Consider the following 23,542-nt stretch of genomic DNA (forward strand, 5'->3'; position numbering starts at 1 on the left):
GTGCGGCTGCCGCAGGTGCAGGGGTTCAAGGACGCCCGGCCCAAGGACACGGCACAGGCGGGCAGCGGCTGGAAGCGGCTGCTCCGGCACAAGGCCATGGTGCAGCTGTGCGTGCTGGGCTTCGTGGTGTTCTTCGCCTGCTACGGACAGTTCGAGTCGGGTCTGGCCGCCTTCGGTACCGAGGCCGCCGGGATCTCCCCCTCCACCCTCGGCTTCGCGCTCGCGGCCAACACCGGTGCGATCGTCGTCGCGCAGTTCGTCGTGCTCCGGCTGGTCGAGAAGCGCCGCCGGTCCCGGGTGATCGCGCTCGTCGGGCTGATCTGGACCGTGGCGTGGCTCATCGCCGGGTTCTCGGGGCTGGGGCACGGCAGCGCCATGATGGCCGCCGCCGCGTTCATCACCACGTACGCGCTCTTCGGCATCGGCGAGGCCATGCTGTCGCCGACCCTGGCGCCGCTGGTGGCCGACATGGCGCCCGAGGGCTCGGTGGGCCAGTACAACTCGGCCTTCGCGCTGGTCAAGCAGATGGCGCTGGCGCTGGGGCCGCTCGGGGTGCCGCTCGGTGCGGGGGTTCCGATGCTCTACATCGGGGTCTTCGTGCTCGTGTCGCTCGGGATCGCCGCTCTCGCGCTGCGGCTCGGCAGGCGGCTGAGCCCGGTGCAGGACAACCCGTGGGTGGCGAGCCGGGTCGTGGCGCAGGGTGGCCCCGCCGCCGAGGTCGCCGAGGTCGCCGAGGTGGCCACCGGGGACATCGCCGTGGAGCGCGTGCCCGCGTAGGGACGTATGGCCGTACGTATATATGTGCGGGAAGCAGGAAGGCCCCGGTCCGGGTGGATCGGGGCCTTCCTGCTGTTCGGCTACTTGTCCGGCAGGGCGAACTCGCACCAGACGGCCTTGCCGCCGCCCGGTGTGCGGCGGGAGCCCCACGAGGAGGCGATGGTCGCGACGATCGAGATGCCGCGGCCGGTCTCGTCGGCCGGTTCGGCGCGGCGGCGGCGCGGGAGGTGGTCGTCCCCGTCGGTGACCTCGATGATCAGCCGGCGGTCGGTGCGGCGCAGCCTTAGGCGCATGGGCGGGGTGCCGTGCTGGAGGGAGTTCGCGACGAGCTCGCTGGCGGCCAGGACGCCGAGGTCGCAGAGCTCGACGGGGAACCGCCAGGAGGCGAGGACGCCCTGGGCGAAGGCCCGGGCGCGCGGGGCCGCCTCGATGCCGCCGAGGAGTTCCAGGGCGGCGTTGTGGAAGAGCTCGGCGTCCGATCCGGTGCGGGCCGGCTGCTGGAGGACCATCACGGCGACGTCGTCGTCGTGGTCGGCGTCCACGCCGAGGGCGCGCATCAGGCGGTCGCAGATGACGGCCGGGGTGCCCTGGGCGCCGGAGAGGGCGCGTTCGAGGGCCGCGACGCCTTCGTCGATGTCCTCGCCTCGGCGTTCGACCAGGCCGTCGGTGTAGAGGACGGCGGTGGAGCCGGGGCCGAGCGCGATGGTGCCCGAGGTGTGCAGCCAGCCGCCGGTGCCGAGCGGTGGGCCGGTGGGGTCGGCGGCTCTGCGTACGGTGCCGTCCTCGTCGCGGACCAGGATCGGGAGGTGGCCGGCGGAGGCGTACGCGAGCAGGCCCTCGTTGGGGTCGTGGACGGCGTAGACGCAGGTGGCGATCTGGCTGGCGTCGATCTCGGCGGCGAGGCCGTCGAGGAGCTGGAGCACCTCGTGCGGGGGCAGGTCGAGGCGGGCGTAGGCACGGACGGCCGTGCGCAGCTGGCCCATGACGGCGGCGGCGCGCACGCCGCGGCCCATGACGTCGCCGATGACGAGGGCGGTGCGGCCGGCGCCGAGGGTGATGACGTCGTACCAGTCGCCGCCGACGGCCGCCTCGGTGCCGCCGGGCTGGTAGGTGGCGGCGATCCGCAGGTCGTCGGGCTGTTCCAGCTCCTGGGGGAGCAGGGAGCGCTGGAGGGTGACGGCGGCCTCGCGCTGGCGGCGCTCGCTGGCACGGAGGCGCTCGACGGCTTCGGCGTGGTCGGTGACGTCGGCGAGGTGGATCAGGACGCCGGTGTGGTGGGGGTCGGGCTCGCCCTCGGTGTCGGACTCGGGGAACTCGACGGGGGTGCAGGTGACGGTGTACGAGCTGCCGCCGCCCGGTGCGGTGCGGTTCTTCGCGGTGCGGGACTTGCCGCTGCGCTGGACCTGGTCGAGGAGCGGGAGGAGGCCGAGCTCGCCGAGTTCGGGCAGGGCCTCGTGGGCCGGGGCGCCGGGGGTGCGGGCGCCGAAGCCGGCGGTGTAGGCGTCGTTGACGTAGGCGACGCGGTGCTCGGGGCCGTGGACGAGGGCGACCAGGGCCGGGAGCCGGCCGAGGACCTCGCGTACGGAGAGCTCGTCGAGGGAGGGCACGGTGGTGAGGACGCCCGTCCGCCGGGGCGGGGACGCGGCCGGGGACGCGGGCGTGCCGGTGCCGGTGCCCGTGCTGCCGCTTCCGGAGACGGTGGGGTCGGCGGGTCGGCCGTCGGCGGGCGTGGAGCGCTCGGCTCCGGGGTCGGCGCGGCCGCCGCGGGCTGCCGGGACCGCGCCTTCACCTCGCTTGGCCTGGGCGGCGGCGTGTTCGGACCGGGCGGCGGCGCGGCGCTGCGTTCCGGGGAACCGGGCGCTCCAGCGCGTGAAGTTCACTGCGTTCAAGCCTCGTGGTGTCGCGAGTGGTCGCTGTGTCGCTCGTGGGCGGTCGCTGACTGGACGATGTCACTCTGTGCAGGGGTGAGCGCACCTATGGTCACACGTCCAGTGTGGCCGACCGCACTGACAACGTCAGCCCTGGCCGTTCTGCGGGGGGTTGGGGGCGGGGGGAGGTGGAGGGGGCTTGGGGCCGCCGCCTGCGGCCAGTTCGAATTCTGCCCTGGGGTGTTCGAGGGAACCCAGGGAGACGATCTCACGCTTGAAGAGGCCGGAGAGGGTCCATTCGGCAAGGACGCGCATTTTGCGGTTGAAGCTCGGAACGCGGCTGAGGTGGTAGGCGCGGTGCATGAACCAGGCCGGGTAGGCCTTGAGCTTGCGGCCGTAGATGTGGGCGACGCCCCGGTGCAGGCCGAGCGAGGCGACCGAGCCCGCGTACTTGTGGGCGTACTCGGTCAGGACCTCGTCGCGGAGGGCGGCGAGGAGGTTGTCGGCGAGGACCTTGGCCTGGCGGACGGCGTGCTGGGCGTTGGGGGCGCAGTCGCGGCCCTTCTCGCCGGCGGTGATGTCGGGGACGGCGGCGGCGTCGCCCGCGGCCCAGGCGTGCTCGACTCCTTCGATGGTGAGGAAGGAGGTGCAGGCCAGGCGGCCGTGTTCGTTCTTGGGGAGGTCGGAGGCGGCCAGGATGGGGTGTGGTTTGACGCCGGCGGTCCATACGACGGTGCGGGTGGGGAAGCGGGCGCCGTCGCTGAGGACGGCGACGCGGTTCTCGCAGGATTCGAGCCGGGTCTCCAGGCGTACGTCGATGTTGCGTCGGCGCAGTTCGCGGACCGTGTAGACGCCCATCTCGGGGCCGACCTCGGGGAGGATCCGGTCACTGGCCTCGACGAGGACCCACTTCATGTCCTCGGGCTTGATGTTGTGGTAGTACCGCGCCGCGTAACGGGCCATGTCCTCCAGCTCGCCGAGGGCTTCGACGCCCGCGAAACCGCCGCCGACGAAGACGAAGGTGAGGGCGGCGTCGCGGAGGGCGGGATCGCGGGTGGAGGAGGCGATGTCCATCTGTTCGATGACGTGGTTGCGCAGTCCGATGGCCTCTTCGACCGTTTTGAATCCGATGCCGTAGTCGGCGAGTCCCGGGACGGGGAGGGTGCGGGAGATGGAGCCCGGGGCGAGGACGAGTTCGTCGTACTCCATCTCGACGGGGCCGGTGCCCTCGTCGGCTGTGGCGAGGGTCTTGACGGTCACGGTCCGTTTGGCGTGGTCGATGCGCTGGGCCTCGCCGATGACGATGCGGCACTTGCCGAGGACGCGGCGCAGCGGGACCACGACGTGACGGGGGGAGATCGCGCCCGCGGCCGCTTCGGGGAGGAAGGGCTGGTACGTCATGTAGGGCTCGGCGGTGACCACCGTGACCTCGGCTTCGCCGGCTCTCAGCTTTCGCTGGAGGCGGAGCGCCGTATACATGCCGACGTAGCCGCCGCCGACGATCAGGATGCGCGTACGGGGCGGGGTACCGGGGGCCGTGCCCCGGGAGTTAGCAGCCTTCACCATCCCATGACGCAACGTGGCCGGGAGTTTGTCCACAGGCCCGGCAAATTGTGTGACCGGAGTGAGTGCTGGGGCGGAGTGCAAGAGGACGTCAGCTTGTGGCGAAAATCTGCAGGTCAGGGCATACGGAATGTGACATTCCGGAGGCACGGATCGGAAAAGTGGGGGTGAATGCTCCGTTCGGGCGGTGCTCCGTCCGGGGCTGCCTCTTCTGAATTGACTCTGGCTCAACTATGTTCGTATCTCGTCGAGGAGTAGGACCGGGCCCGAGACCGTGGCCCCCTCGACGTGAAGGCGGGGAGTGTCTCCGGGGGGAGACAAATGATTACCGGGGGATACATATGAACATTTCCGATTTCCATGGTTCTGCGACCGCGCTCTCGGTCGAGAGCAACGGACGCGGCATCGCGAGCGGCACCACGCACGGTGTGGGCCGGTCCACGCCGCTGCGCGTCGACGCCCAGCGCAACCTGGAGCACGTCCTGCGGGCGGCCCGTGAGGTCTTCGGCGAGCTGGGCTACGGGGCTCCGATGGAGGACGTGGCTCGCCGCGCCCGGGTCGGTGTCGGCACCGTGTACCGGCGCTTCCCGAGCAAGGACGTCCTCGTGCGGCGCATAGCCGAGGAGGAGACCGCGCGACTGACCGAGCAGGCCAAGGCCGCGCTGGGCCAGGAGGAGGAGCCGTGGCAGGCGCTGTCGCGCTTCCTGCGCACCTCCGTGGCCTCGGGCGCCGGGCGGCTGCTGCCGCCGCAGGTCCTGCGGGTCGGCTCGGCCGCAGAGGACGAGGCCGAGGAGGCGGAAGCCGCTCGGGTTCCGCACCAGCGGCAGGCCGTGCCGGCCGCCGGGGCTCCCGACCTGCGGGTCGTGGGCACGCGGGGCTCCGTCGAGAACGAGCCCTCGGACGACGCGGGTGCGGGTGCGCTGCTGGAGGTCGTCGGCCGGCTGGTGCACCGGGCGCGGGAGGCCGGTGAACTGCGCGCCGATGTCACGGTGGCCGATGTGCTGCTGGTGATAGCGACGGCGGCGCCCGCGCTGCCCGACCCGGCGCAGCAGGCGGCGGCCTCGACGCGGCTGCTCGACATCCTGCTCGAAGGGCTGCGGTCCCGGACCGTGTGACCTGGTCGGGCGCCGGCGAGGACCCGGTAGGGCGATTCGCCGGGATGTGCCCGGACGGGTGGATGGCACGCGGAGAGGTTCGGCGCCCGTCCCCCGTGTGACACGCTTGACCGGTGTACCGGTTGAGTGTGTCGTGCGGGAGTCTCCGCGATGAGCGTTGACGGTCGGGAAGAGCCGCGCAGTGGCGGCGGCAGCGAGGTGGAGGCGGGCAGTCCGCCCGCCCGACAGGTGCCGGCGCAGCGCGACCCGGGCGGGCGGCACGCACGCCCCCCGGGCTCTTCCGGACCCGGAGGCACCGGCGGCGAACTTCCGCCGTCCGACGGGGATTTGATCGCCCGGATGCGGGGCGGTGACGACGGTGCGTACGAGGAACTGTTCCGGCGGCACGCCGATTCGGTGCGCCGCTACGCCCGGTCCTGCTGCCGGGACGCGCACACCGCCGACGACCTGACCGCCGAGGTGTTCGCGCGGACCCTGCAGGCGGTACGGGGCGGGGCCGGGCCGGACCAGTCGGTGCGGGCCTATCTGCTGACCACCGTGCGCAGGGTCGCCGCGGCCTGGGCGAAGACCGCCAGGCGCGAGCAACTGGTCGAGGACTTCGCCGTCTTCGCCGAGCAGGCCTCCACGGGTACGGAGGGCGGGGCCGCTCTGTCCGGGCTGTCCGGGCTGTCCGGGCTGTCCAGGGACGACACGCTCGAACTGGGCGCGGACGTCCGGGCGATGCACGAGGCCGAGCGGTCGCTGGCCATGCAGGCCTTCCGCAGCCTGCCCGAGCGGTGGCAGGCCGTGCTGTGGCACACCACCGTCGAGGAGGCGTCGCCGAGTGCGGTCGCGCCGCTGTTCGGGCTGAGCGCCAACGCGACGGCGGTGCTGGCCAGTCGGGCCCGGGAAGGGCTCAAGCAGGCGTATCTGCAGGCCCATGTGAGTTCGGCGCTGAGCGAGGGCGGCGACTGCGCGCGGTACGCGGACCGGCTGGGCGCCTACGCGCGGGGCGGGCTGCGGATGCGGGCGGAGCGGGGGCTGCGCAAGCACCTGGAGGAGTGCGTGAAGTGCCGGCTGGCCGCCGGGGAGCTCCAGGACGTCAACGCGGGCATTCCGGCGCTGCTGCCGGTCGCGGTCATCGGGTGGTTCGCCGCCGGGTACGCGGCCAAGGCCGCCGGGGTGCTGGCCGGTGGAGCCGTCGCCGCGGGCGGGGCCGCCGCGGCTGCCGCCGGCGGTTCGGCCGCGGGGGCCGGGACGGCCGGTGCCGCGGGTGGCGCCGCCGGTGGTGGTGCTGCCGGGGCGGGTGGCGGGGCCGGGGGTTCCGTGGCCGCCGAAGGGCTCGGGCTGCCGGCCAAGGCCGCCATCGCCGCCGGGATCGCGGTGGCCGCGGCCGCCGGGGTGGTGTTCGCGCTGGCCGGGGACGACACCGAGCCGCGGGTCCGGGCGAAGCCCGCGCCCGGTGTGGCGGCGCCGGCGGTGCCGTCGGCAGCTCCAGCGCCTCCTGTGTCTTCCGCGCCGGAGGCTCCCGCCTCGGCCGAGCCGGATCCGCCCGCGCAGGAACCGCCGGTGGCGCAGGGCTCCGTAGCTCCGCGGCCCGGACCGGTGCCCTCGGCCGCGGCCTCCGCCGCCCCCGCCCCCGCGCCCTCCTCGTCCCCGTCGCCCTCCCCCGGCCGGGAGAAGGCCTCCCCCACGCCGTCCCCGGAACGGCCCGCGCCGAAGCCGACACCGCCGCCACCCCCGAAACCGCCGCAGGGGTTCCAGCTGTCCGGGCTCGCCCACTCCGTCCACGGGGACCACAGCGGCCCGGAACTGCAGACCTGGCGCAGCGGCTGGGTGTGGCAGCGCCACGGGCTGGAGGTGGGCGGTCGGCGCTTCGCGCACGGCATCACCGTGAACGCGCGGTCCTCGGTGGAGATCACCCTCAACCGGCAGTGCACGAGCTTCTCGGCGCGGGCGGGGGTGGACGGCCTGTCGCTCTTCACGGACGGCTCGGTGCGGTTCTCCGCGTACGCCGACGGGGAGCGGGTGTGGCAGTCCGGCGCCCTCGGGTACCAGGACCCGCCCGCGGCCGTGCAGGTCTCCCTCGCGGGGCGCAAGACGCTGCGGCTGGTGGTCGAGCAGGCCGGGCCGGGCAGCCTGCCGACGCTGGCGAGCTGGGCCGACGCCGTGCTCAGCTGCCGCTGAACGCCGTGGTCAGCGTCGCGGCGACGGCGGCCGGGGTGAGCGCGGCGCCGGCCTCCTCCTCGCGGCGGTGGCGGTCCGGGCCGAGCAGGGCGCGGGTCCGCTCCGGGAGGCCGTCCACGGCGTCGCTCTCCGGAACCGAGCGCGGATGGCCCGCACGCCAGGCGGTGGCCGCCGCGAGGGCCCGTACGGCCTCGGCCGGCCGGTCGGCGTCGGCCAGCAGCAGGGCCGCCGCCTCGGCCATGCCGGCCAGGACGCGCTCGGCGCACCGGGCCTCGACGGCGCTCGCCATCGCCGGACCGATCACGGCCAGAGCCGCCACCGGGCCCTGCTCGCGGCCGGTGAGGACGGCGTCGACGGTGTCCAGCCCGGCGGTGAGCTGGGCGGGCACGGTGAACCGTTCGGCCTCGGCGCGGGCCCGGTCGCACTCCGCGCGCGCCCGGGCGTCGTCGCCGCGCTGGAGGGCGACGAGAGCGGTGAGCAGCCGGGCGAAGGTGCTGACGTCGTACACCCCGCCGTACCGGTCGGATTCCTCGTCGGCCTCCGCCAGCAGCCGCTCGGCATCGTCGAGGTCTCCCGCGCAGTAGGCGGTCTCGGCGATCCGGGCGATGGCGAAGGGCGCCTCGACGGTGGCCCCGACCTCGCGGGCGAGGCGCAGGCACTCCTCGTACTCGATGCGCGCGTCGGCGTACCGGCCGCGCGAGAGGGCCACCTCCCCGGCCGCGCCCGCCACCTGGGCACGGGTCCAGCGGTCGCCGACGCGATCGGCGAGCTCGTGCAGCTCGGCCAGGTCGGCGTCGACGTCGGGGAGGCCTCCGGTGACGTCGATGGCGACGTGGGCGCGGAGCATGAGGACGACGCCCAGTTCCCATTCCCCGGCGTGGGCGCGGCAGTTCGCGACGGACCGGTCGAGGTCGGCGTGGAAGTCGAGGGCGGTGCCGGTGAGGAAGGTCGTCGCGGGCCAGAGCATCCCGGGGAAGCGGGTGGTCTCCGGGGAGCCCTGCCGGAAGGTTTCCTTGATGCGGGTGGCGAGGTCCCGGTAGTCGGAGGTACGGAACTTCTCGGCGGAGTTGCTCTCCGCGAGCAGGAACATGTCGAGGACGAGCAGGCGCATGAAGCGCCAGTACGCGGGTGTGCCCTCGGGGGGAACCTCGGGGGTCAGGGCGAGGGTCCGGGTGGTCCACTCGGCGCCCTCGGTGCGGTAGTTGCGCAGCCACCAGAACCAGCCGAGGGCGAAGACGAGGCGCTCACCGGCCTCGGTCTCGGCGTTCTCCACGACGGTGCTGTGGAGGGCGGCCCGGAGGTTGTCGAGCTCGGTCTCGACGCGCCGGATCCAGGGGAGCTGGGCGGCGGAGCGGATCAGGGGTTCGGCTTCCTCGGCGAAGGCGAGGTAGTGGGCGGCGTGGCGGCGGGCGGTGGCCCGGGCGTCGGCGGGGTGGGCGGCGGCGCGCTCGGCGGCGTACTCGTGGATGGTTTCGAGCATGCGGTAGCGCATGCCGGGGCCGCCGGGGTCGCGGTGGTCGCCGGGGCCCTGGTCCGGTTCGGCCAGGACGAGGGACTTGTCGACGAGGGAGCCGAGGACGTCGGCGGGGTCGTACGAGGGGTCGTGGGCGGGGTCGGCGCAGACGGCCTCGGCGGCGGCGAGGTCGCAGCCGCCGGCGAAGACGGACAGCCGGCGCAGGACGGTGCGTTCGGCCTCGTCGAGGAGGTCCCAGGACCAGTCGACGACCGCGCGCAGGGTCTGCTGGCGGGGCAGGACGGTACGGGCACCGCTGGTCAGCAGGCGGAAGCGGTCGTCGAGGCGGTCGGCGATCTGGCGCGGGGTGAGCAGCCGCAGCCGGGCGGCCGCCAGCTCGATGGCGAGCGGCAGACCGTCGAGGCGGGCGCAGATCTCGGCGACGGCGGCCGGGTCGTCGGTGGGGCTGAAGCCGGGGCGGGCGGAGGCGCCGCGGTCGGCGAAGAGCTGGTGGGCGGGGTCGGGCGGCAGCGGCTCGACGGGGCGGACCGTCTCGCCCGGGACGCCGAGGGGTTCGCGGCTGGTGGCCAGGATCCGCACACCGGGGCAGTGCGTGAGGAGCCGCTCGGCGAGCTCGGCGGCGGCGCCGATGACGTGCTCGCAGTTGTCGAGGACGAGCAGCAGGCTGCGGTGGGCGCAGTGTTCGACGAGGCGGGTGGTGGGGTCGGCGGCGGCCGGGTTCGGGGTCTCGCGGGTGACGAGGGAGCTCTCGCGCAGGCCGAGGGCGCTGAGGACGGCGCCGGGAACGGCGGCGGGCTGGTCCAGGCGGGCGAGTTCGACGATCCAGCCCGCTTCGGGGTGGGCTGCGGCGGCGTGCTCGGCGAGGCGGGTCTTGCCCGAACCACCGGGGCCGGTGAGGGTGACGAGGCGCAGGCGGGCCAGATCGGCGCGGAGGGCGGTCAGTTCGGGTTCGCGGCCGACGAAGGAGGTCAGGCGGGGGCGGAGGTTCCCGCGGGGGGCTTCGGGGGCACCGGGGGTGTCGGACCCCTCCGGCCGGGGCTGCGGGGACCGCGGGGGCGGCTGCGGCTGCGGCTGCGGCTGCGGCTGCGGCTGGAGGAGTTCCGCATGCAGGGCGGCGAGTTCGGGGCCCGGGTCGGTGCCGAGGCCGTCGGCGAGGGCGCGGCGCGTGCGTTCGTACGCGGCGAGGGCCTCGGCGGGGCGGCCCGCGGCGCGCAGGGCGCGGAGCTGCTGTGCGCGGAGCGTTTCGTCGTACGGGGAGTCGTCGACCAGTGTCTCGATCTCCGGCAGGAGCGCGGCCGGGGCGGTGGCGCCGCTGCGCAGGTCCGCCTCGATGCGCTGGCGGAGGGCGCCGGAGCGGCGGGCCTCGGCGACGGCCGCATGGCCGGCGCGGGCGGGCTCGGGCAGGTCGGCGAAGGCGGGTCCGCGCCAGAGGGCGAGGGCGGTGCGCAGGGTGCGGGCGGCGGCGGCCGGGTCGGTGGCCAGTTCCTGGCCGCCCTGGACCACCAGCCGGTCGAAACGGTGCAGGTCGATGTCGTCGCGGGCGGCGGCCAGGAGGTAGCCGCCGGTGGGGGCGGAGTGGACGGCGTCGCGGCCGCCGAGGGCGCGGCGGAGCCGGGAGACGAGGGCCTGGAGGGCGGCGGGGGCGTCCTCGGGCGGGTCGTCGCCCCAGACGTCGTCGACGAGTTCGGCGACCGAGGCCGGGCGGCCGGCCCGGAGGGCGAGGGCGGCGAGGAGCGCGCGCAACCGGGCGCCGCCCACGGGAAGAGGGGCGCCGCTCTCGTCTCGCGCCTCGGTGACACCCAGGATGAGATACCGCACCGGGCAATTCTGCCCGGCCCGTTGAGGAAACGGCGCACGGAGGGACCGGCAGGATCCGGAAGAGACGGCCTAGGTGATCGAGGTGTCCCCGTTCTCCTCCAGGAGCGTGCGCAGGGCCCCGGCGACCGTGGCGCGGGTGGCGGGGTCCAGCGGGGCGAGCAGCTCCGCGTAGCCGCGCAGGTGCTCGGCGATCAGGGACTCCGTCAGCGCGAGGCTCCGCTCGGTCAGCCGGATCCGCACCGTGCGGCGGTCCTGACCGTCTCTCACCCGCTCGACCAGGCCCTTGGCCTCCATGCGGTCGATGCGGTTGGTGATCGCGCCGGAGGTGACCATGGCGGCCGGGATCAGGGCGCCGGCCGTCAGCGCGTACGGGGGGCCGGAGCGGCAGAGGGTGAAGAGGACGTCGAGCTCGCCCACCTCCAGCTCGTGCTCGGTGGCGAAGGCCTTCAGGTGCTTGTCGATGACGCGGTTCATCCGCTGGATGCGGGCCACCACCTCCACCGGCCACAGACCGGCGGCCAGATCCGGGCGCTCCGCCGTCCACTGGCCGACGATCGCGTCCACTGCGTCGCTCATGCGCTGCTCCTCCGTCGCTCACGTCCCCCGCACCCCACCAGAATATCTCAACGTTGAGACATTTGACGTTGAGAGGACTGCATGCTTTTATCTTAACGTTGAGATTCTCAATCTTGAGATGGATTGGAGCGGGCGCCACCCATGACCCCCACCGCCACTGCCACTGCCACCGCCGCCACCGCCACCGCCACCGCCACGGCCGGAGCCACCGCCACCGCCCGCACCACGCCCCGGGTCGGCCCCGTTCCCGTCTTATGGCTGACGCTGATGGCCACCCCCCTGGCCGCCGGGGCCAACGCCCCCGTGCTGATCCTTCCGGACATGGCCCGCTCCCTCGGGGTGAGCGCCTCGACCGCCACCTGGCTCGTCGCCTCCTACGCCTGGGCCATGGCCGTGGGCACCCCCCTGCTGGCCGGACTGCTGCGCCGCCGGGGCCTGCGGGCAGCGCTCCACCTGGCCGGCGCCCTCCTCGTCGGCGGCACCCTCCTCGTCGCCGCGTCCCCCTGGCTGCCGCTCACCCTCGCCGGACGGGCCACGCAGGCCGCCGGCGGCGCCGGTCTGGCGGCGGTCGCCATGAGCCTGGCCGGCTCGGCCCGCCGGATGGGCGTGATCAGCGCGGGCTTCGGCATCCTCGGCGCGTCCGGCCCGCTGCTCGGCGCACAGCTCTCCGAGGCCGTCTCGTGGCGGCTCTCGCTCTCCGTATCCGTGATCGCGGTCCTGGCGGTACCCATGGTGAGCCGGTACGCGACGGCCCCGGCCACACCGGCCGCACCGGCCACGCGTCAGGACAGGTTCGACGCCCGCGGCGCGGCTCTGCTGACGGCGCTCGCCACCGCCCTGGTCCTGCTGCCCCACGTCCCGGCCGCCGCCCTCGGCTCCGCGGCACTCGCCGCCACACTGCTCGCGCTCCACGTCCGCCGGCGCCCCGACGGATTCGTCCCGGCCGCGCTGATCCGGCGGCCCCTCTTCCTCGGCTCCGCGCTGCTCGCCCTCACGCTCTCGGGCACGTACTTCACCCTGCTGTTCTCCGTACCCCGGCTGCTCGGCGACCGGGCGGGCTGGGACGCCGCCACCGCCGGCACCGGTCAGCTCGTGGCGCTGCTCACCGGATCCGCGCTCTCCTGGCTGCTGGCCGCGGCCTCGGCACGGATGAGCCGGGCGGCCGTCCGCGCGGTGCTCGTCGGGGTCGGAGCGTCGGCCGCGGTGATCGCGGTGTTCGCGAGCTGGGGTCCGCTGCTGCTGGTCGCCACCCTGGGCGGGACATTCGCGGCGACCGGGTCCAACGCCGTGCTGTCGATGCACGCCGCGTCGAGCGCCCCCGATGCCCAGCGCCCCACGGCCATCGGCCTGTTCGCCCTCTGCTACCAGCTGGGCGGGGCCTTCGGCCCGGCGATCGCGACCGCTCTGGTGCTCACCGCCTGAGCCGGGCCGTCAGGACAGCGCCGGGCGGTGCACGGGGACTCCCTCCGGCACCGCCCGGCGCCGCGCCGTGGAGGTACCCGTCCAGCAGGTGCCGCGCCGGGCCAGCAGACGGCCGAGCCACAGCTCCATCGAGACCAGTTCCGCCAGCCCGTCCAGCGGGACGGGGCGCCCGTCCGCCGCGTCGAGCAGGGCCTGGCGCACGACCCGGGCCTCGATCAGCCCGGCGTCCGCGAGCAGCGGCGACGCGAACAGGTCCAGCAGGCCGTTCAGGGCGGCGCGCAGCCCCAGCCGGGTCGCCGTCTCGTTCGGCACGCGGTCCGTGGCACCCCAGCCCGGCGGGAGCTCGCGCACCCCCGCCGAGGACAGGACGCTGCGCAGGATCGCGGCCCGGGCCCCGGGCTGGACCCGCAGGGACTCGGGCAGGGCGCGGGCGGCCCGTACGACCTGGTTGTCCAGGAAAGGGGCGTGCAGCCGCTGGCTGCGGACCTCCACGGCCTGCTCGAAGACCCGGTGGTCGGCGGCGTGGCGGGCGAGCAGCGAGCGGGCGCGGGCCTCCCCAGGCCGCAGCGACAACGGCGGGCGGCCGGCCGCGACCGTCAGGCGGATCGATACTTCCGCCAGTGCCTCTCCCGTGAGCCAGCCGGCCGCCGGTCCCGGACGGGACCAGGTCAGGGCGGCGAGGGAAGCGTCCACCGGACCGGAGGATCTCTCGGTGACCCCGCCCTCGCGGAGCCGGGCCGCGGCGGCCTCCATGCCCGCGCGGTACGTCGTACGGGCAAGTCTTCGGGCCGCCGAGTACACGGTGAGCGGGACCAGCAGGGACTCCCCGGAGGCTCCGGAGGCGGAGGCCGAACGGGCCAGCGCCGCCACCGGGCGCAGCAGGTGCCGGCGCCGGCGGTCCATCAGGAGGTCGGCCATGCGGGCCGGGTGGGCGTCGAGGACCTGGCGGGCGCCGTGGCCGGTGAAGTGGTCGGCCGAGCCGGCGGCCAGCCGGCGCCGCTCGCGGGCGGCGAAGACCAGCGAGGGGCCGGGTTCGTCGGTGAGCGGGCCGTCGAGCTCGGCGTACGGGAGGGCTTCCGCGGCGGCGGCGACCACGACGTGGTGCAGGCGCGGGTCGGCCGCGATGGCCCTGGCCCGTTCCAGTTCGGCCTCGCGGCCCTGCGGGGTGGCCAGGTCGTTGAAGGTGACGGCCAGCAGCCGCGCCCCGGCGGGACTCAGCAGGCTGCCCGGGGCCCCCGGCAGGCCGGCCGCCAGCAGCGCCAGCGTCGCGGAGGCGCTGCCGCCGGAGAGGTCGGCGCCCACCCCGGGGGCCGGGGCGCCGCGGGCGGCGCGCCGGTCGGCGGGGCCCATTCCGGGCACGGGGCCGGGATCGTACGGTGGAGCCGCGTCGGGAGCATGCCGCGGAGCCGTGAGCCGGGCGCGCACCGCGTCCACCAACGCTTCCCGTACGCCCTCCACCGCGCGCTCGGCATCGGCCTCGGGGGCGGCCACGGCGAGCGAGGCGACCTGTTCGTAGCCGGTGATCTCGCGGGAGCCCTCGCGCAGGATGAGCGCGTGCCCGGGCGGGATGCGCCGGACCCCGGCGTACGGTGTGCCGTCGCCCAGCGCCTCGGGACTGTCCGGGCAGGCCAGCAGGGCGGCGAGGTGACCGATGTCGAGCTGGGCCTCGATGAGGTCGGCGAGCGGGAGGGCGGCGGTGGCGTACGCCGTGCCGCTCGCCCAGGGGGTGTAGAAGACGGGCCGGGCGCCCGCGAGGTCACCGACGACGGTGATGCGGCGGCCGGCCTGGACGACGGCGGTGTAGCTGCCGGACCACTGGGTGAGGTGGCGCAGCGCGCCGCCGCGGGCGGCGTAGAGGGCGCGGCGCAGTTCGGCGTCGGTCGCACCGCAGCAGCCGAGGACGGCGAGCCGGGTGAAGGGATCGGCGGGGTCGGCGGTGAGCGTGCGGATCTCGTCGGGGCGCCAGTCGCCGACGGCCCAGAGGGGGTCGGGGTCTCCCCAGAGCAGCTGTGCGCCGACGGGGTGCACGGTGCGTTCCGCGTCCGCGCCCGGGTCGTCCGGATGGGCGGCGTCCGCGAGGCCGCCGCGCAGGGGCGCACCGCCGTCGCCGTATCCGTCGTATCCGCCCTGGCCGGAGACCCTTCCGACCGTGCCGAAGCTCGCGGCGATACTGCTCCAACCCACCAACCAGCGCACCGCCGCCTCCCCAGCCCGTGGGCACATGACCGGGGCACAGGCAGCACGGACAGCGCTGGGCGCGCGGCCGCGGGACCCCGGGTGGCTCGGGGTCCATGCTGCCACGGGACAGGCGTGCGAGAGGGGTTAAAGGGGGCGCACACGCAAACGAACACGCCCCGGCAACTCGGTATTTGACGTTCCGTTCCCACCGCCCCATAGGTCGCTTTCAGCCATTCTTCGGCCGCCGGAAGAGCCGTCACGGGCGGCCGGCGCCCGGCGCGGGGGCGCGGTCCGGGGGGCGCAATCCGCCCCCCGGACCGTTCCGCCACCCGCGGGGATTGAGGCAGCGGCGTCCCCCGACCCGCCCGGTCAGGCGGCGGGCCGACCCACGCACCGCACATCGAATCGCCGGGTCCGGGGACCGGCCAGAGCGCACGGGCGGGCGCACGGCCACACGGACGGAGCACGCGATGACACGTGCGCCCCGGCGCCGGGCCCGGGGCGGACTGTGCAAACGGACAACAATCCCGCCATACGGAAGTAAGGGCCTTAACGCTTGGGAGGCGGGGAACTACGCTGGGTTTACGAAATGCCGGGCGCCTATGCCCCGGCGGCGTCTGCGTTCCGCGTGTGACGAGGGGTGGCGCATGTCCAGGGAGCTCCGCGAGCCCAATGAGAAGCTCGGCGCCGTCCTCGCCCTCGCGGGCATCAGCAACGCGGGGCTGGCCCGGCGGGTCAACGACCTCGGAGCGCAGCGCGGCCTGACGCTTCGGTACGACAAGACGTCGGTGGCCCGGTGGGTGTCGAAGGGGATGGTGCCCCAGGGCGCCGCCCCGCACCTGATCGCCGCCGCCATCGGCGCGAAGCTGGGCCGGCCGGTGCCGCTGCACGAGATCGGGCTGGCGGACGCCGACCCCGCGCCCGAGGTCGGACTGGCCTTCCCGCGCGACGTGGGCGCGGCGGTGCGCTCGGCCACCGACCTCTACCGGCTCGACCTCGCCGGGCGGCGCGGCGGTGGCGGGATCTGGCAGTCGCTGGCGGGCTCGTTCTCCGTGGCGGCGTACGCGACGCCCGCCTCCCGCTGGCTGATATCTCCCGCCGACAGCTCGGTGGCCCGGGAGCCGGCGGGCAGCCGCGCTCCGCACCTCACGGCCGGCGCCCCGACGGCCGACGGCACGACACCCGCCGACGCGACGACGGACGACGCGACGACCGGCGACGCGGCGACCGGCAGCACGACGGCCGGCGACCCGACGGCCGGCACCTCCGCCGCGCTCGACCCCGCGGCGCGGCACTCCATGGTCCAGAGCCCCGTATCGGCGCCCCCCTCGGCTCATGGCGCGCCGACGCGCGAGGCGACGGCGGCACCAGGTTCCCGGCCCTCCCCTGACGGCCGTACGACCGGCCCGATGACAGGTCTGGCAGGCCCGATGGCGGGACCCTCGACAGGCCCGCCGTCCACCGTTGTGCCCGCCCAGCCCGGACCCGAAACGCCGCGCGACCACGGCCAGCGCGTGGGCCACAGCGATGTGTCGAAGCTGCGCGAGGCCGCCGAGGACGCGCGCCGCTGGGACTCCAAGTACGGCGGCGGGGACTGGCGTTCGTCGATGGTCCCCGAGTGCCTGCGGGTGGACGCGGCGCCGCTGCTGCTCGGCTCGTACACCGACGAGGTGGGCCGCGCGCTGTTCGGCGCGACCGCCGAGCTGACCCGGCTGGCCGGGTGGATGGCCTTCGACACCGGCCAGCAGGAAGCGGCCCAGCGCTACTACATCCAGGCGCTGCGGCTCGCCCGCGCGGCCGCGGACGTACCGCTCGGCGGCTACGTGCTGGCCTCGATGTCCCTGCAGGCGACCTACCGGGACTTCCCCGACGAGGGCGTGGACCTGGCGCAGGCGGCCGTCGAGCGCAACCGCGGCCTGGCCACCGCCCGCACCATGAGCTTCTTCCGGCTGGTCGAGGCGCGCGCGCACGCGAAGGCCGGCGATTCGACGGCGGCCGGGGCGGCGCTGCGGGCGGCGGAGGGCTGGCTGGAGCGGTCCAGGGAGGGCGATCCGGATCCGACCTGGCTGGGTTTCTACTCATACGACCGATTCGCGGCAGATGCCGCAGAATGCTATCGGGATCTGAAACTGCCCCGGCAGGTAAGGCGGTTCACCGAACAGGCCCTGTCGCGCCCCACCGAGGAGTACGTACGGTCGCACGGGCTGCGGCTGGTGGTGAGCGCGGTCGCCGAGCTGGAGTCGGGCAATCTCGACGCGGCGTGCGCGGCGGGCACCCGTGCGGTGGAGGTGGCGGGGAGGATCTCCTCGGCGCGGACGACCGAATACGTACGGGACCTGCTGCACCGCCTGGAACCGTACGGGGACGAGCCGCGTGTTGCAGAGCTGCGGGAGCGGGCCCGGCCGCTGTTGGTGGCGCCGGCGTAGACCTGTCTTCCGGGGGGCCGCGTGGCCGCGTTGTCGGTGCCGGGGTGCAGTATGCAGGGGTGGGAGGTGTCAGCGTGGGTGGCGGCGTGGACTGCGATGTGCTGGTGATCGGCGGCGGGATCGTCGGCCTGTCGACGGCGCATGCATTGTCGCGCCTGGCTCCGGGGACCAGGGTCGTGGTCCTGGAGAAGGAGTCGGGCCCGGCCCGGCACCAGACGGGCCGCAACAGCGGGGTGATCCACAGCGGGATCTACTACCGCCCGGGTTCCCTGAAGGCGCGCTTCGCGGTGAGCGGGGCCGCGGAGATGGTCAAGTTCTGCGCGGAGCACGGTATTCCGCACGAGGTGACGGGCAAGCTCATCGTCGCCACGGAGCGGGAGGAGCTGCCCCGGCTGCACGCCCTGGTCCAGCGCGGCCGGGAGAACGGCATTCCGGTGCGCGAGCTCGGCCCGGCGCAGATCACGGAGTACGAGCCGGAGGTGCAGGGGCTGGCGGCGATCCATGTCGGCAGCACCGGGATCGTCGACTACGGCCGGGTGAGCGCCCAGCTCGCGGAGTCCTCCGGCGCCGAGATCGTCTACGGCGGCGCCGTGGACCTGATCTCCCGGCGCGCCTCGGCCGTGGCGGTCCGCACGACGTCCGGCCTGGTGGTCAGGGCGCGGGTGCTGGTGAACTGCGCGGGCCTCCAGTGCGACCGGATCGCCCGCCTCGCCGGGGACGACCCGGGCATGCGGATCATCCCCTTCCGCGGCGAGTACTACGACCTGGCGCGGCCGGACCTGGTCCGGGGCCTGGTGTACCCGGTGCCCGACCCGGCGTTCCCCTTCCTCGGGGTGCACCTGACACGCGGCATCGGCGGCGGCGTCCACGTCGGCCCCAATGCCGTGCCCGCGCTGGCCCGCGAGGGCTACGCCTGGTCGACGGTGCGGCCCGCGGACATCGCGGACGAGCTCGCCTGGCCGGGCTCCTGGCGGATGGCCGCACGGCACTGGCGGTACGGGACGGGCGAGATCCACCGCTCGCTGTCGAAGCAGGCCTTCACCCGGGCGGTACGGCGCCTGCTGCCGGCCGTCACGGCCTCCGACCTGCGCCCCGCCGAGGCCGGGGTCCGCGCCCAGGCCGTGCTGCGCGACGGCACCCTGGTGGACGACTTCCTGATCCGCGACGCCCCGCGCACGGTCCACGTCCTCAACGCCCCCTCGCCCGCCGCGACCGCCTCGCTCCCGATCGGCCGGGAGATCGCCACCCGCGCCCTGCGGACCCTCGGCTCGTCCTGAGCCGTCCCGGGAGCCGCTGCGGGCTGCGGGCTGCGGGCTGCGGGCTGCGGGCTGCGGGCCGTGTTTCCCGGCTCCGGGGCGGGGCCCCGGCGGCGGTGGCGCTCGCGCGGCGGCTCCCGCACCCCCCGTCGTAGAATCAGCGCATTGTGTCTGAGTCCCTGAACCCCCAGTCGCCCCGCCTCCAGGACGCCGAGCCGGAGACGAACGCGTACGTGCCGCCCAAGTGGCGCACCGAGCCCCGCTTCCCCGACGGGCCCTCGCCGGACCCGGCCGGCTCGCACCACGAGCGGCGGATCCGGAGCTTCCAGCCCCGGCGCAGCCGGGTCACCACCGGCCAGGGTGAGGCCCTGAAGCGCCTGTGGGGCACCTGGGGCCTGGACATCGACGGCCACCGGGTCCTCGACCTCGAGGAGCTCTTCGGCGGCCTCCCGGTCGTCCTGGAGATCGGCTTCGGCATGGGCGAGGCCACGGCCCAGATGGCCGCCGACGACCCCGGCACCGGGATCCTCGCGGCCGACGTGCACACCCCCGGGCAGGGCAACCTGCTCGCCCTCGCCGAGCGCGGCGGGATGACCAACGTCCGGGTGGCCAACGGCGACGCCATCATCCTGCTCCGCGAGATGCTGCCGCCCGACTCGCTGGCCGGCATCCGCGTGTACTTCCCGGACCCGTGGCCCAAGGCCCGCCACCACAAGCGCCGGCTGATCCAGCCCGACTTCCTCACGCTGGCCGCCACCCGCCTGGCGCCCGGGGCCGTACTGCACTGCGCGACCGACTGGGAGCCGTACGCCGAGCAGATGCTCGAAGTGCTCACCGCGCACCCGGACTTCGAGAACACGCAGCCCGACGGCGGCTTCTCCCCGCGTCCCGCCTTCCGGCCGCTGACCCGCTTCGAGGGCCAGGGCCTCGACAAGGGCCACCTCGTACACGACTTGCTCTTCCGTCGCACGGAGAACTGACAAGGTCACCGCGCGTGTCAGACCGGCTCGCTAGGGTCATGGTGTGTACCGAGCGCTCCAACTCGTGCTCCCACGTCCGTCCGGCACGGTCCGCACGTGCGTGCTCCTCGCCCTGCTCGCCGCGACCGGGGTCGCGATCCTCGAACTCGTGCGGGAGCAGACCGGCACCTCCGGCTTCTTCGTCGGTCTCGGTCTGGCCCTGCTTCCGGTGGCACCGCTCATGGCGGCCTTCCGGTGGCTGGGCCGGGCCGCGCCCGTGCCCTGGTCGCAGCTGCTGTTCTGCTTCGGCTGGGGTGCCTGCACCGCGGCGCTGATCGCGATACTGGCCAACAACTTCGCCACCGAGTGGATAGCCGCGGCCACCGCCGACGCCTCCGCCGCCGATCACCTCGGTTCGGTGGCCATCGCCCCGGTGGTGGAGGAGAGCGCCAAGGCGGCCGCCCTGCTGCTGGTGTTCACGTTCCGAAGACGCCATTTCAGCGGTCCCGCCGACGGGTTCGTGGTGGCCGGCTTCACCGCCACCGGCTTCGCCTTCACCGAGAACATCCTCTACCTAGGCAACGCCTTCGTGGAGGACCTGAACGACCGCAGCGGCGTGCTGGAATCGGTGACGGTGGCGACCTTCTTCGTGCGGATAGTGCTGTCGCCGTTCGCGCACCCGCTGTTCACGGTGCTGACCGGGCTGGGCTTCGGCGTGGCCGCCGTCAGTGCCCGCCGCTGGCTCAGGATCCTCCCGCCGCTGCTCGGCCTGGCTCTGGCCATGGGCATGCACGCGCTGTGGAACGGTTCCTCGCAGTTCGGGGAGCACGGGTTCTACGTGGTCTACAGCTGCGTGATGGTGCCGGTGTTCGGGCTGCTGGTGTGGCTGGCGGTGCGGATAAGGCGCGACCGGCTGCGGGCCGTCGAAGGTGAGCTCGCGCTGTACGCGGCCGCGGGCTGGCTCGGTCCGGCCGAGGTCCCGGCGCTGGCCTCGATGCCGGCCCGGTCACTGGCCCGGGCCCTGGCCCGGCACAGCGGGGGCCGGGCGGCCGGACGCACGGTCGCCCGCTACGAGGCGGACGCGGCGGCCCTGGCGCTGCTGCGGAACCGGGCACGGCGCGGCGGCCCCGTACGGGAGCGGGATTTCGCGGGCCGGGAGCGGGAGCTGCTGCACCGGCTCTGGCAGTCCCGGGCGACGGCGGGTCCCGCGCTGGCCCGGGCGGCGGTCATGGAGGAGCTGATCCCCGCCTGGTTCGACCCGCTGGACCCGGAGACCGCGCGGACGGACGTACCCGGCCCGCGGCGGACGGACCGCGACCGTGGCGCGCCGGACCCGGTCGTCAGACGCTCAAGCCCTTGGAGTTCAGCCACGCCAGCGGGTCCTGCGTCACTCCGCCCTTACGTACTTCCAGGTGGAGATGAGGTCCGGTGACGTTGCCGGTGGCGCCGACGCGGCCGATGGTCTCGCCGGCGCCGACCGCGCCGGAGGTCACCGACATCGAGGAGAGGTGGCAGTACCAGATCTCCGTACCGTCCGGGAGCTCCAGCACGATCCGGTAGCCGTACGCGCCGGACCAGCCGGCCGAGGTGATCTTTCCGGCGGCCACGGCCTTGGCCGGGGTCCCGGTCGGGGCCGCGAAGTCGAGGCCGGTGTGGTGGCCGGAGGACCACATGGAGCCGGAGTCACCGTAGTGCGAGGTGAGGGTGTAGGCGGAGGTGGGCAGGGAGTAGCTGCCGGAGGGCTTGGCGCTCCGCTCCGCCTCGGCCTCGGCCGCCGCCTCCGCGGCTTCCGCCTTGGCCTTCGCCTCGGCCTCTTCCTTGGCCTTGGCCTCGGCCTGCGCCTTCGCCTCCTCGGCGGCCTTGCGGGCCTCCTCCAGCTTCGCCTTGGCCTCCTGGGCGGCAGCCTGCTGCGCGGCCTGCTCTGCCTCCGCCCGGGCCTTCGCCTCGGCGGCGCCCTGCTGGGACTCGGCCTGCTGGAGGATGCGGTTGCGCAACACCTCGCCCGCGTCCGCGCCCTGGGCGGACTGCTGCGCGATGATCCCCGTCCGCCCGGCCGTCGGGGCCGCCGATCCGGAACCGCCGTCGTCCTGCTGGGCCTTGTGCCCGGTCATCATGTCGGGGAGGGCCGGCAGGGATATCGCGACCTGGGGCCGGTCCTGCGCCGTGGCGATGCCGCCGGCTCCGACCGCCGCGATGACACCGACGCCGAGCACGGTGGAGCTGCGGGCAAGTCCCCCGCGCTGCTTGGCGACCCGGTGCTTGCCGCGGACCGGCCGCACCGAATCCTCGGTGGGATTCCACTCGCCCCAGGCACCCGCGGTGGGCGGCTCCTGGATCTCGGTGCCTTCAGGGGCAGGCAAGTTGGAGGCCACCGGGGCACACTCCTCATCGACGCGCAGGGACGCGCGCGCGCACGGTGCCGTCTCTTGCGACGGCTGGGACGACCGCGCTGCGTTATCGAAAGGTAATAGAAGTAGGGGAGTGATTCCAAGCTGCTCCGCTTGATCGTTCCGACCAATCCGCCACACACCGACTGGCTTTGGCCACCCCTCTCCGCCACAAAACGCCGCAACCAGCACAAAAATCAAGCGACTCCCCCATCCCTCCAGCCACAGGGCTGAAATGACGGTCCGTCAATTCCCTAGCGGAGAGCACTCTTGCGGCTACCGACCGTTACATCACGTCGCCGCGGGGCACCACCGGCACGGTCCGCCGCCGCTCCGGCTCCCGCTCCCCCGGCCGGCCCACAGCGAGCAGCGCCATGTCGTCCGTCGCCCCGCCGCCCGTATGCCGGCGCACATCGCTGCTGAGCGCGCTGAGCAGCGCCTGCGGCCCGGGGAAGATCCGCCCGCGCAGCCGGTCCGCCGGATCGTAGAACTCCCCCGCCCCGTCCCGGGCCTCGGTCAGCCCGTCCGTGTAGAGCAGCAGGGTGGTCCCCGCCGGGAAGGCCCATTCCTGCACCAGGTCCGGCCAGCCGCCCAGCTCCCCCATGCCGAGCGGCAGGGCCGGCTCCGCCGGGGCGAGGACCGCCAGCTCACCGTTCCCGTGCAGCAGCAGCGGCTCGGGGTGGCCCCGGTTGAGCAGTCGCAGCACGCCCGCGCCCGGCGGGATCTCCCCGAGGACGCACGTCGTGAACCCCTCCACCGCGTCCAGGCTGTCGCGCCGGGTCCCCTCCCGGGCCAGCGCCCGCTCCAGCCGCTGCGCCAGCGCCTCCAGCGTGGGCTCGGTGTCCGCCGCCTCCCGGAACGCCCCGAGGACCACCGCCACGGCCTCCACCGCCCCCAGCCCCTTGCCCCGTACGTCGCCCACCGCCAGCCGCACTCCGTACGGGGTCTCCTGGACCGCGTACAGGTCGCCGCCGATGAAGGCGTCCGCCTGCGCGGCCTCGTACCAGGCACAGACGTGCAGCCCCCCGATGCGCTCGGCGGGCTTCGGCAGCACCGCCCGCTGCGCGGCCTCGGCGATCCCGCGCGCCGAGGCGAGCTGCGCGCCGCTGCGCCGCACCATGCGGTTGATCAGGAGCGCCAGCCCGGCGACGGTCAGTACGGTCACCAGCTCGGTCAGCGCCTCGACCTTCCAGCTGGTGCCGTTGAGGAGGTGCAGCACGAACACCGCGCACACGGCCAGGGAACCGGTCAGGGCCGTGGCCCAGAGGGTGAACAGCGGGGCGGCGATCAGCGGGGCCGCGGTGAAGAAGGGGGATCCCGTGAAGCTGGGCGGGGTCAGCACGTCGAAGACCATCCCGAGGGCGATCAGCACGCCCGGCAGCACCCGCACCACGCGACGGGTCACACCGCTCCCGCTCCCGCCCGCGCGCCCGCCGTTGCCCTGCCGGCCCAGCCCCACCACGCTGCTCTCCTGCCGCCCGGTCCGCCGCACGGGTCCGGGCCCGCCGCCTCTCGCCCCTCAAGGCTGGCGGCAGGAGCATCCGCAGGCGACCTGAC

At 74.6% G+C, this 23,542-nt stretch carries 15 protein-coding genes (1 of these 15 only partly in view); 8 read left to right on the plus strand and 7 right to left on the minus strand.

The window, feature by feature from the left end:
* Positions 1-777, plus strand: the 3' portion of a protein-coding gene (locus JYK04_RS20745; RefSeq protein ID WP_229876944.1) for an MFS transporter. 540 nt of this gene lie to the left of the window's left edge; 777 of the gene's 1,317 nt are visible here — the last part of the coding sequence; its start codon lies off the left edge, out of view; its stop codon occupies positions 775-777.
* Positions 778-857: 80 nt separating this feature from the next.
* Here the strand turns inward: JYK04_RS20745 and JYK04_RS20750 are convergent, their stop codons facing one another.
* Positions 858-2,657, minus strand: coding sequence for an ATP-binding SpoIIE family protein phosphatase (locus tag JYK04_RS20750; RefSeq protein ID WP_189748084.1), 1,800 nt, complete (start codon positions 2,655-2,657; stop codon positions 858-860).
* Between the two features lie 135 nt (positions 2,658-2,792).
* A complete protein-coding gene (locus tag JYK04_RS20755; RefSeq protein ID WP_189748039.1) occupies positions 2,793-4,211 on the minus strand; it encodes an NAD(P)/FAD-dependent oxidoreductase in 1,419 nt (472 codons plus the stop codon).
* A gap of 338 nt (positions 4,212-4,549) precedes the next feature.
* On the opposite strand from JYK04_RS20755, the gene JYK04_RS20760 reads away from it, so the two are divergent.
* Together JYK04_RS20760 and JYK04_RS20765 are read left to right on the plus strand one after the other, a co-directional pair.
* Positions 4,550-5,323 (plus strand): TetR/AcrR family transcriptional regulator, encoded by a 774-nt coding sequence (locus JYK04_RS20760; RefSeq protein ID WP_189748040.1) that lies wholly within the window; start codon positions 4,550-4,552, stop codon positions 5,321-5,323.
* Positions 5,324-5,473: 150 nt separating this feature from the next.
* The gene (locus JYK04_RS20765) at positions 5,474-7,489 is read left to right on the plus strand and encodes a sigma-70 family RNA polymerase sigma factor (RefSeq protein WP_189748042.1); all 2,016 of its coding nucleotides are present in this window, start codon (positions 5,474-5,476) and stop codon (positions 7,487-7,489) included.
* On the opposite strand, the gene JYK04_RS20770 is transcribed toward JYK04_RS20765, so the two are convergent.
* Both JYK04_RS20770 and JYK04_RS20775 read right to left on the minus strand, forming a co-directional pair.
* Positions 7,476-10,781 carry an ATP-binding protein gene (locus JYK04_RS20770; RefSeq protein ID WP_189748044.1) on the minus strand — a complete coding sequence of 1,102 codons (3,306 nt, stop codon included), beginning with the start codon at positions 10,779-10,781 and terminating at the stop codon, positions 7,476-7,478. The two genes, JYK04_RS20765 and JYK04_RS20770, sit on opposite strands and share 14 nt — an antisense overlap.
* Positions 10,782-10,850: 69 nt before the next feature.
* Complete coding sequence (locus tag JYK04_RS20775) at positions 10,851-11,357, minus strand: MarR family winged helix-turn-helix transcriptional regulator (protein WP_189748046.1); 507 nt, start codon at positions 11,355-11,357, stop codon at positions 10,851-10,853.
* 141 nt (positions 11,358-11,498) lie between these two features.
* Between JYK04_RS20775 and JYK04_RS20780 the strand changes: the two genes are divergently transcribed.
* Entirely contained in the window at positions 11,499-12,779 is a 1,281-nt protein-coding gene (locus JYK04_RS20780; RefSeq protein ID WP_189748048.1) for an MFS transporter, read from the plus strand.
* A gap of 9 nt (positions 12,780-12,788) precedes the next feature.
* On the opposite strand, the gene JYK04_RS20785 is transcribed toward JYK04_RS20780, so the two are convergent.
* On the minus strand, positions 12,789-14,975 hold the full coding sequence (locus tag JYK04_RS20785; protein WP_189748050.1) for an asparagine synthase-related protein: 2,187 nt from the start codon (positions 14,973-14,975) through the stop codon (positions 12,789-12,791).
* 629 nt (positions 14,976-15,604) lie between these two features.
* On the opposite strand from JYK04_RS20785, the gene JYK04_RS41315 reads away from it, so the two are divergent.
* From JYK04_RS41315 to JYK04_RS20810, 4 genes are all read left to right on the plus strand, one after another.
* Positions 15,605-17,383, plus strand: a complete 1,779-nt coding sequence (locus JYK04_RS41315) for an NsdA family TPR-like regulatory protein (protein ID WP_229876943.1) — start codon at positions 15,605-15,607, stop codon at positions 17,381-17,383.
* A 44-nt stretch (positions 17,384-17,427) separates the two neighbouring features.
* A complete protein-coding gene (gene lhgO, locus JYK04_RS20800; protein ID WP_189748052.1) occupies positions 17,428-18,660 on the plus strand; it encodes an L-2-hydroxyglutarate oxidase in 1,233 nt (410 codons plus the stop codon).
* A gap of 212 nt (positions 18,661-18,872) precedes the next feature.
* A complete protein-coding gene (trmB, locus tag JYK04_RS20805) occupies positions 18,873-19,619 on the plus strand; it encodes a tRNA (guanosine(46)-N7)-methyltransferase TrmB (RefSeq protein ID WP_229876946.1) in 747 nt (248 codons plus the stop codon).
* Positions 19,620-19,683: 64 nt separating this feature from the next.
* Positions 19,684-21,030, plus strand: a complete 1,347-nt coding sequence (locus tag JYK04_RS20810; RefSeq protein WP_373297546.1) for a PrsW family intramembrane metalloprotease — start codon at positions 19,684-19,686, stop codon at positions 21,028-21,030.
* Here the strand turns inward: JYK04_RS20810 and JYK04_RS20815 are convergent.
* Positions 20,939-21,970: a M23 family metallopeptidase gene (locus tag JYK04_RS20815; protein ID WP_189748058.1), complete on the minus strand. Its 1,032-nt coding sequence runs from the start codon at positions 21,968-21,970 to the stop codon at positions 20,939-20,941. The genes JYK04_RS20810 and JYK04_RS20815 overlap by 92 nt on opposite strands.
* A gap of 301 nt (positions 21,971-22,271) precedes the next feature.
* The gene (locus tag JYK04_RS20820; protein WP_373297545.1) at positions 22,272-23,447 is read right to left on the minus strand and encodes a PP2C family protein-serine/threonine phosphatase; all 1,176 of its coding nucleotides are present in this window, start codon (positions 23,445-23,447) and stop codon (positions 22,272-22,274) included.
* Between the last annotated feature and the right edge of the window lie 95 nt (positions 23,448-23,542).

This window comes from Streptomyces nojiriensis, from assembly GCF_017639205.1.
In the GTDB taxonomy this organism is placed as follows: domain Bacteria; phylum Actinomycetota; class Actinomycetes; order Streptomycetales; family Streptomycetaceae; genus Streptomyces; species Streptomyces nojiriensis.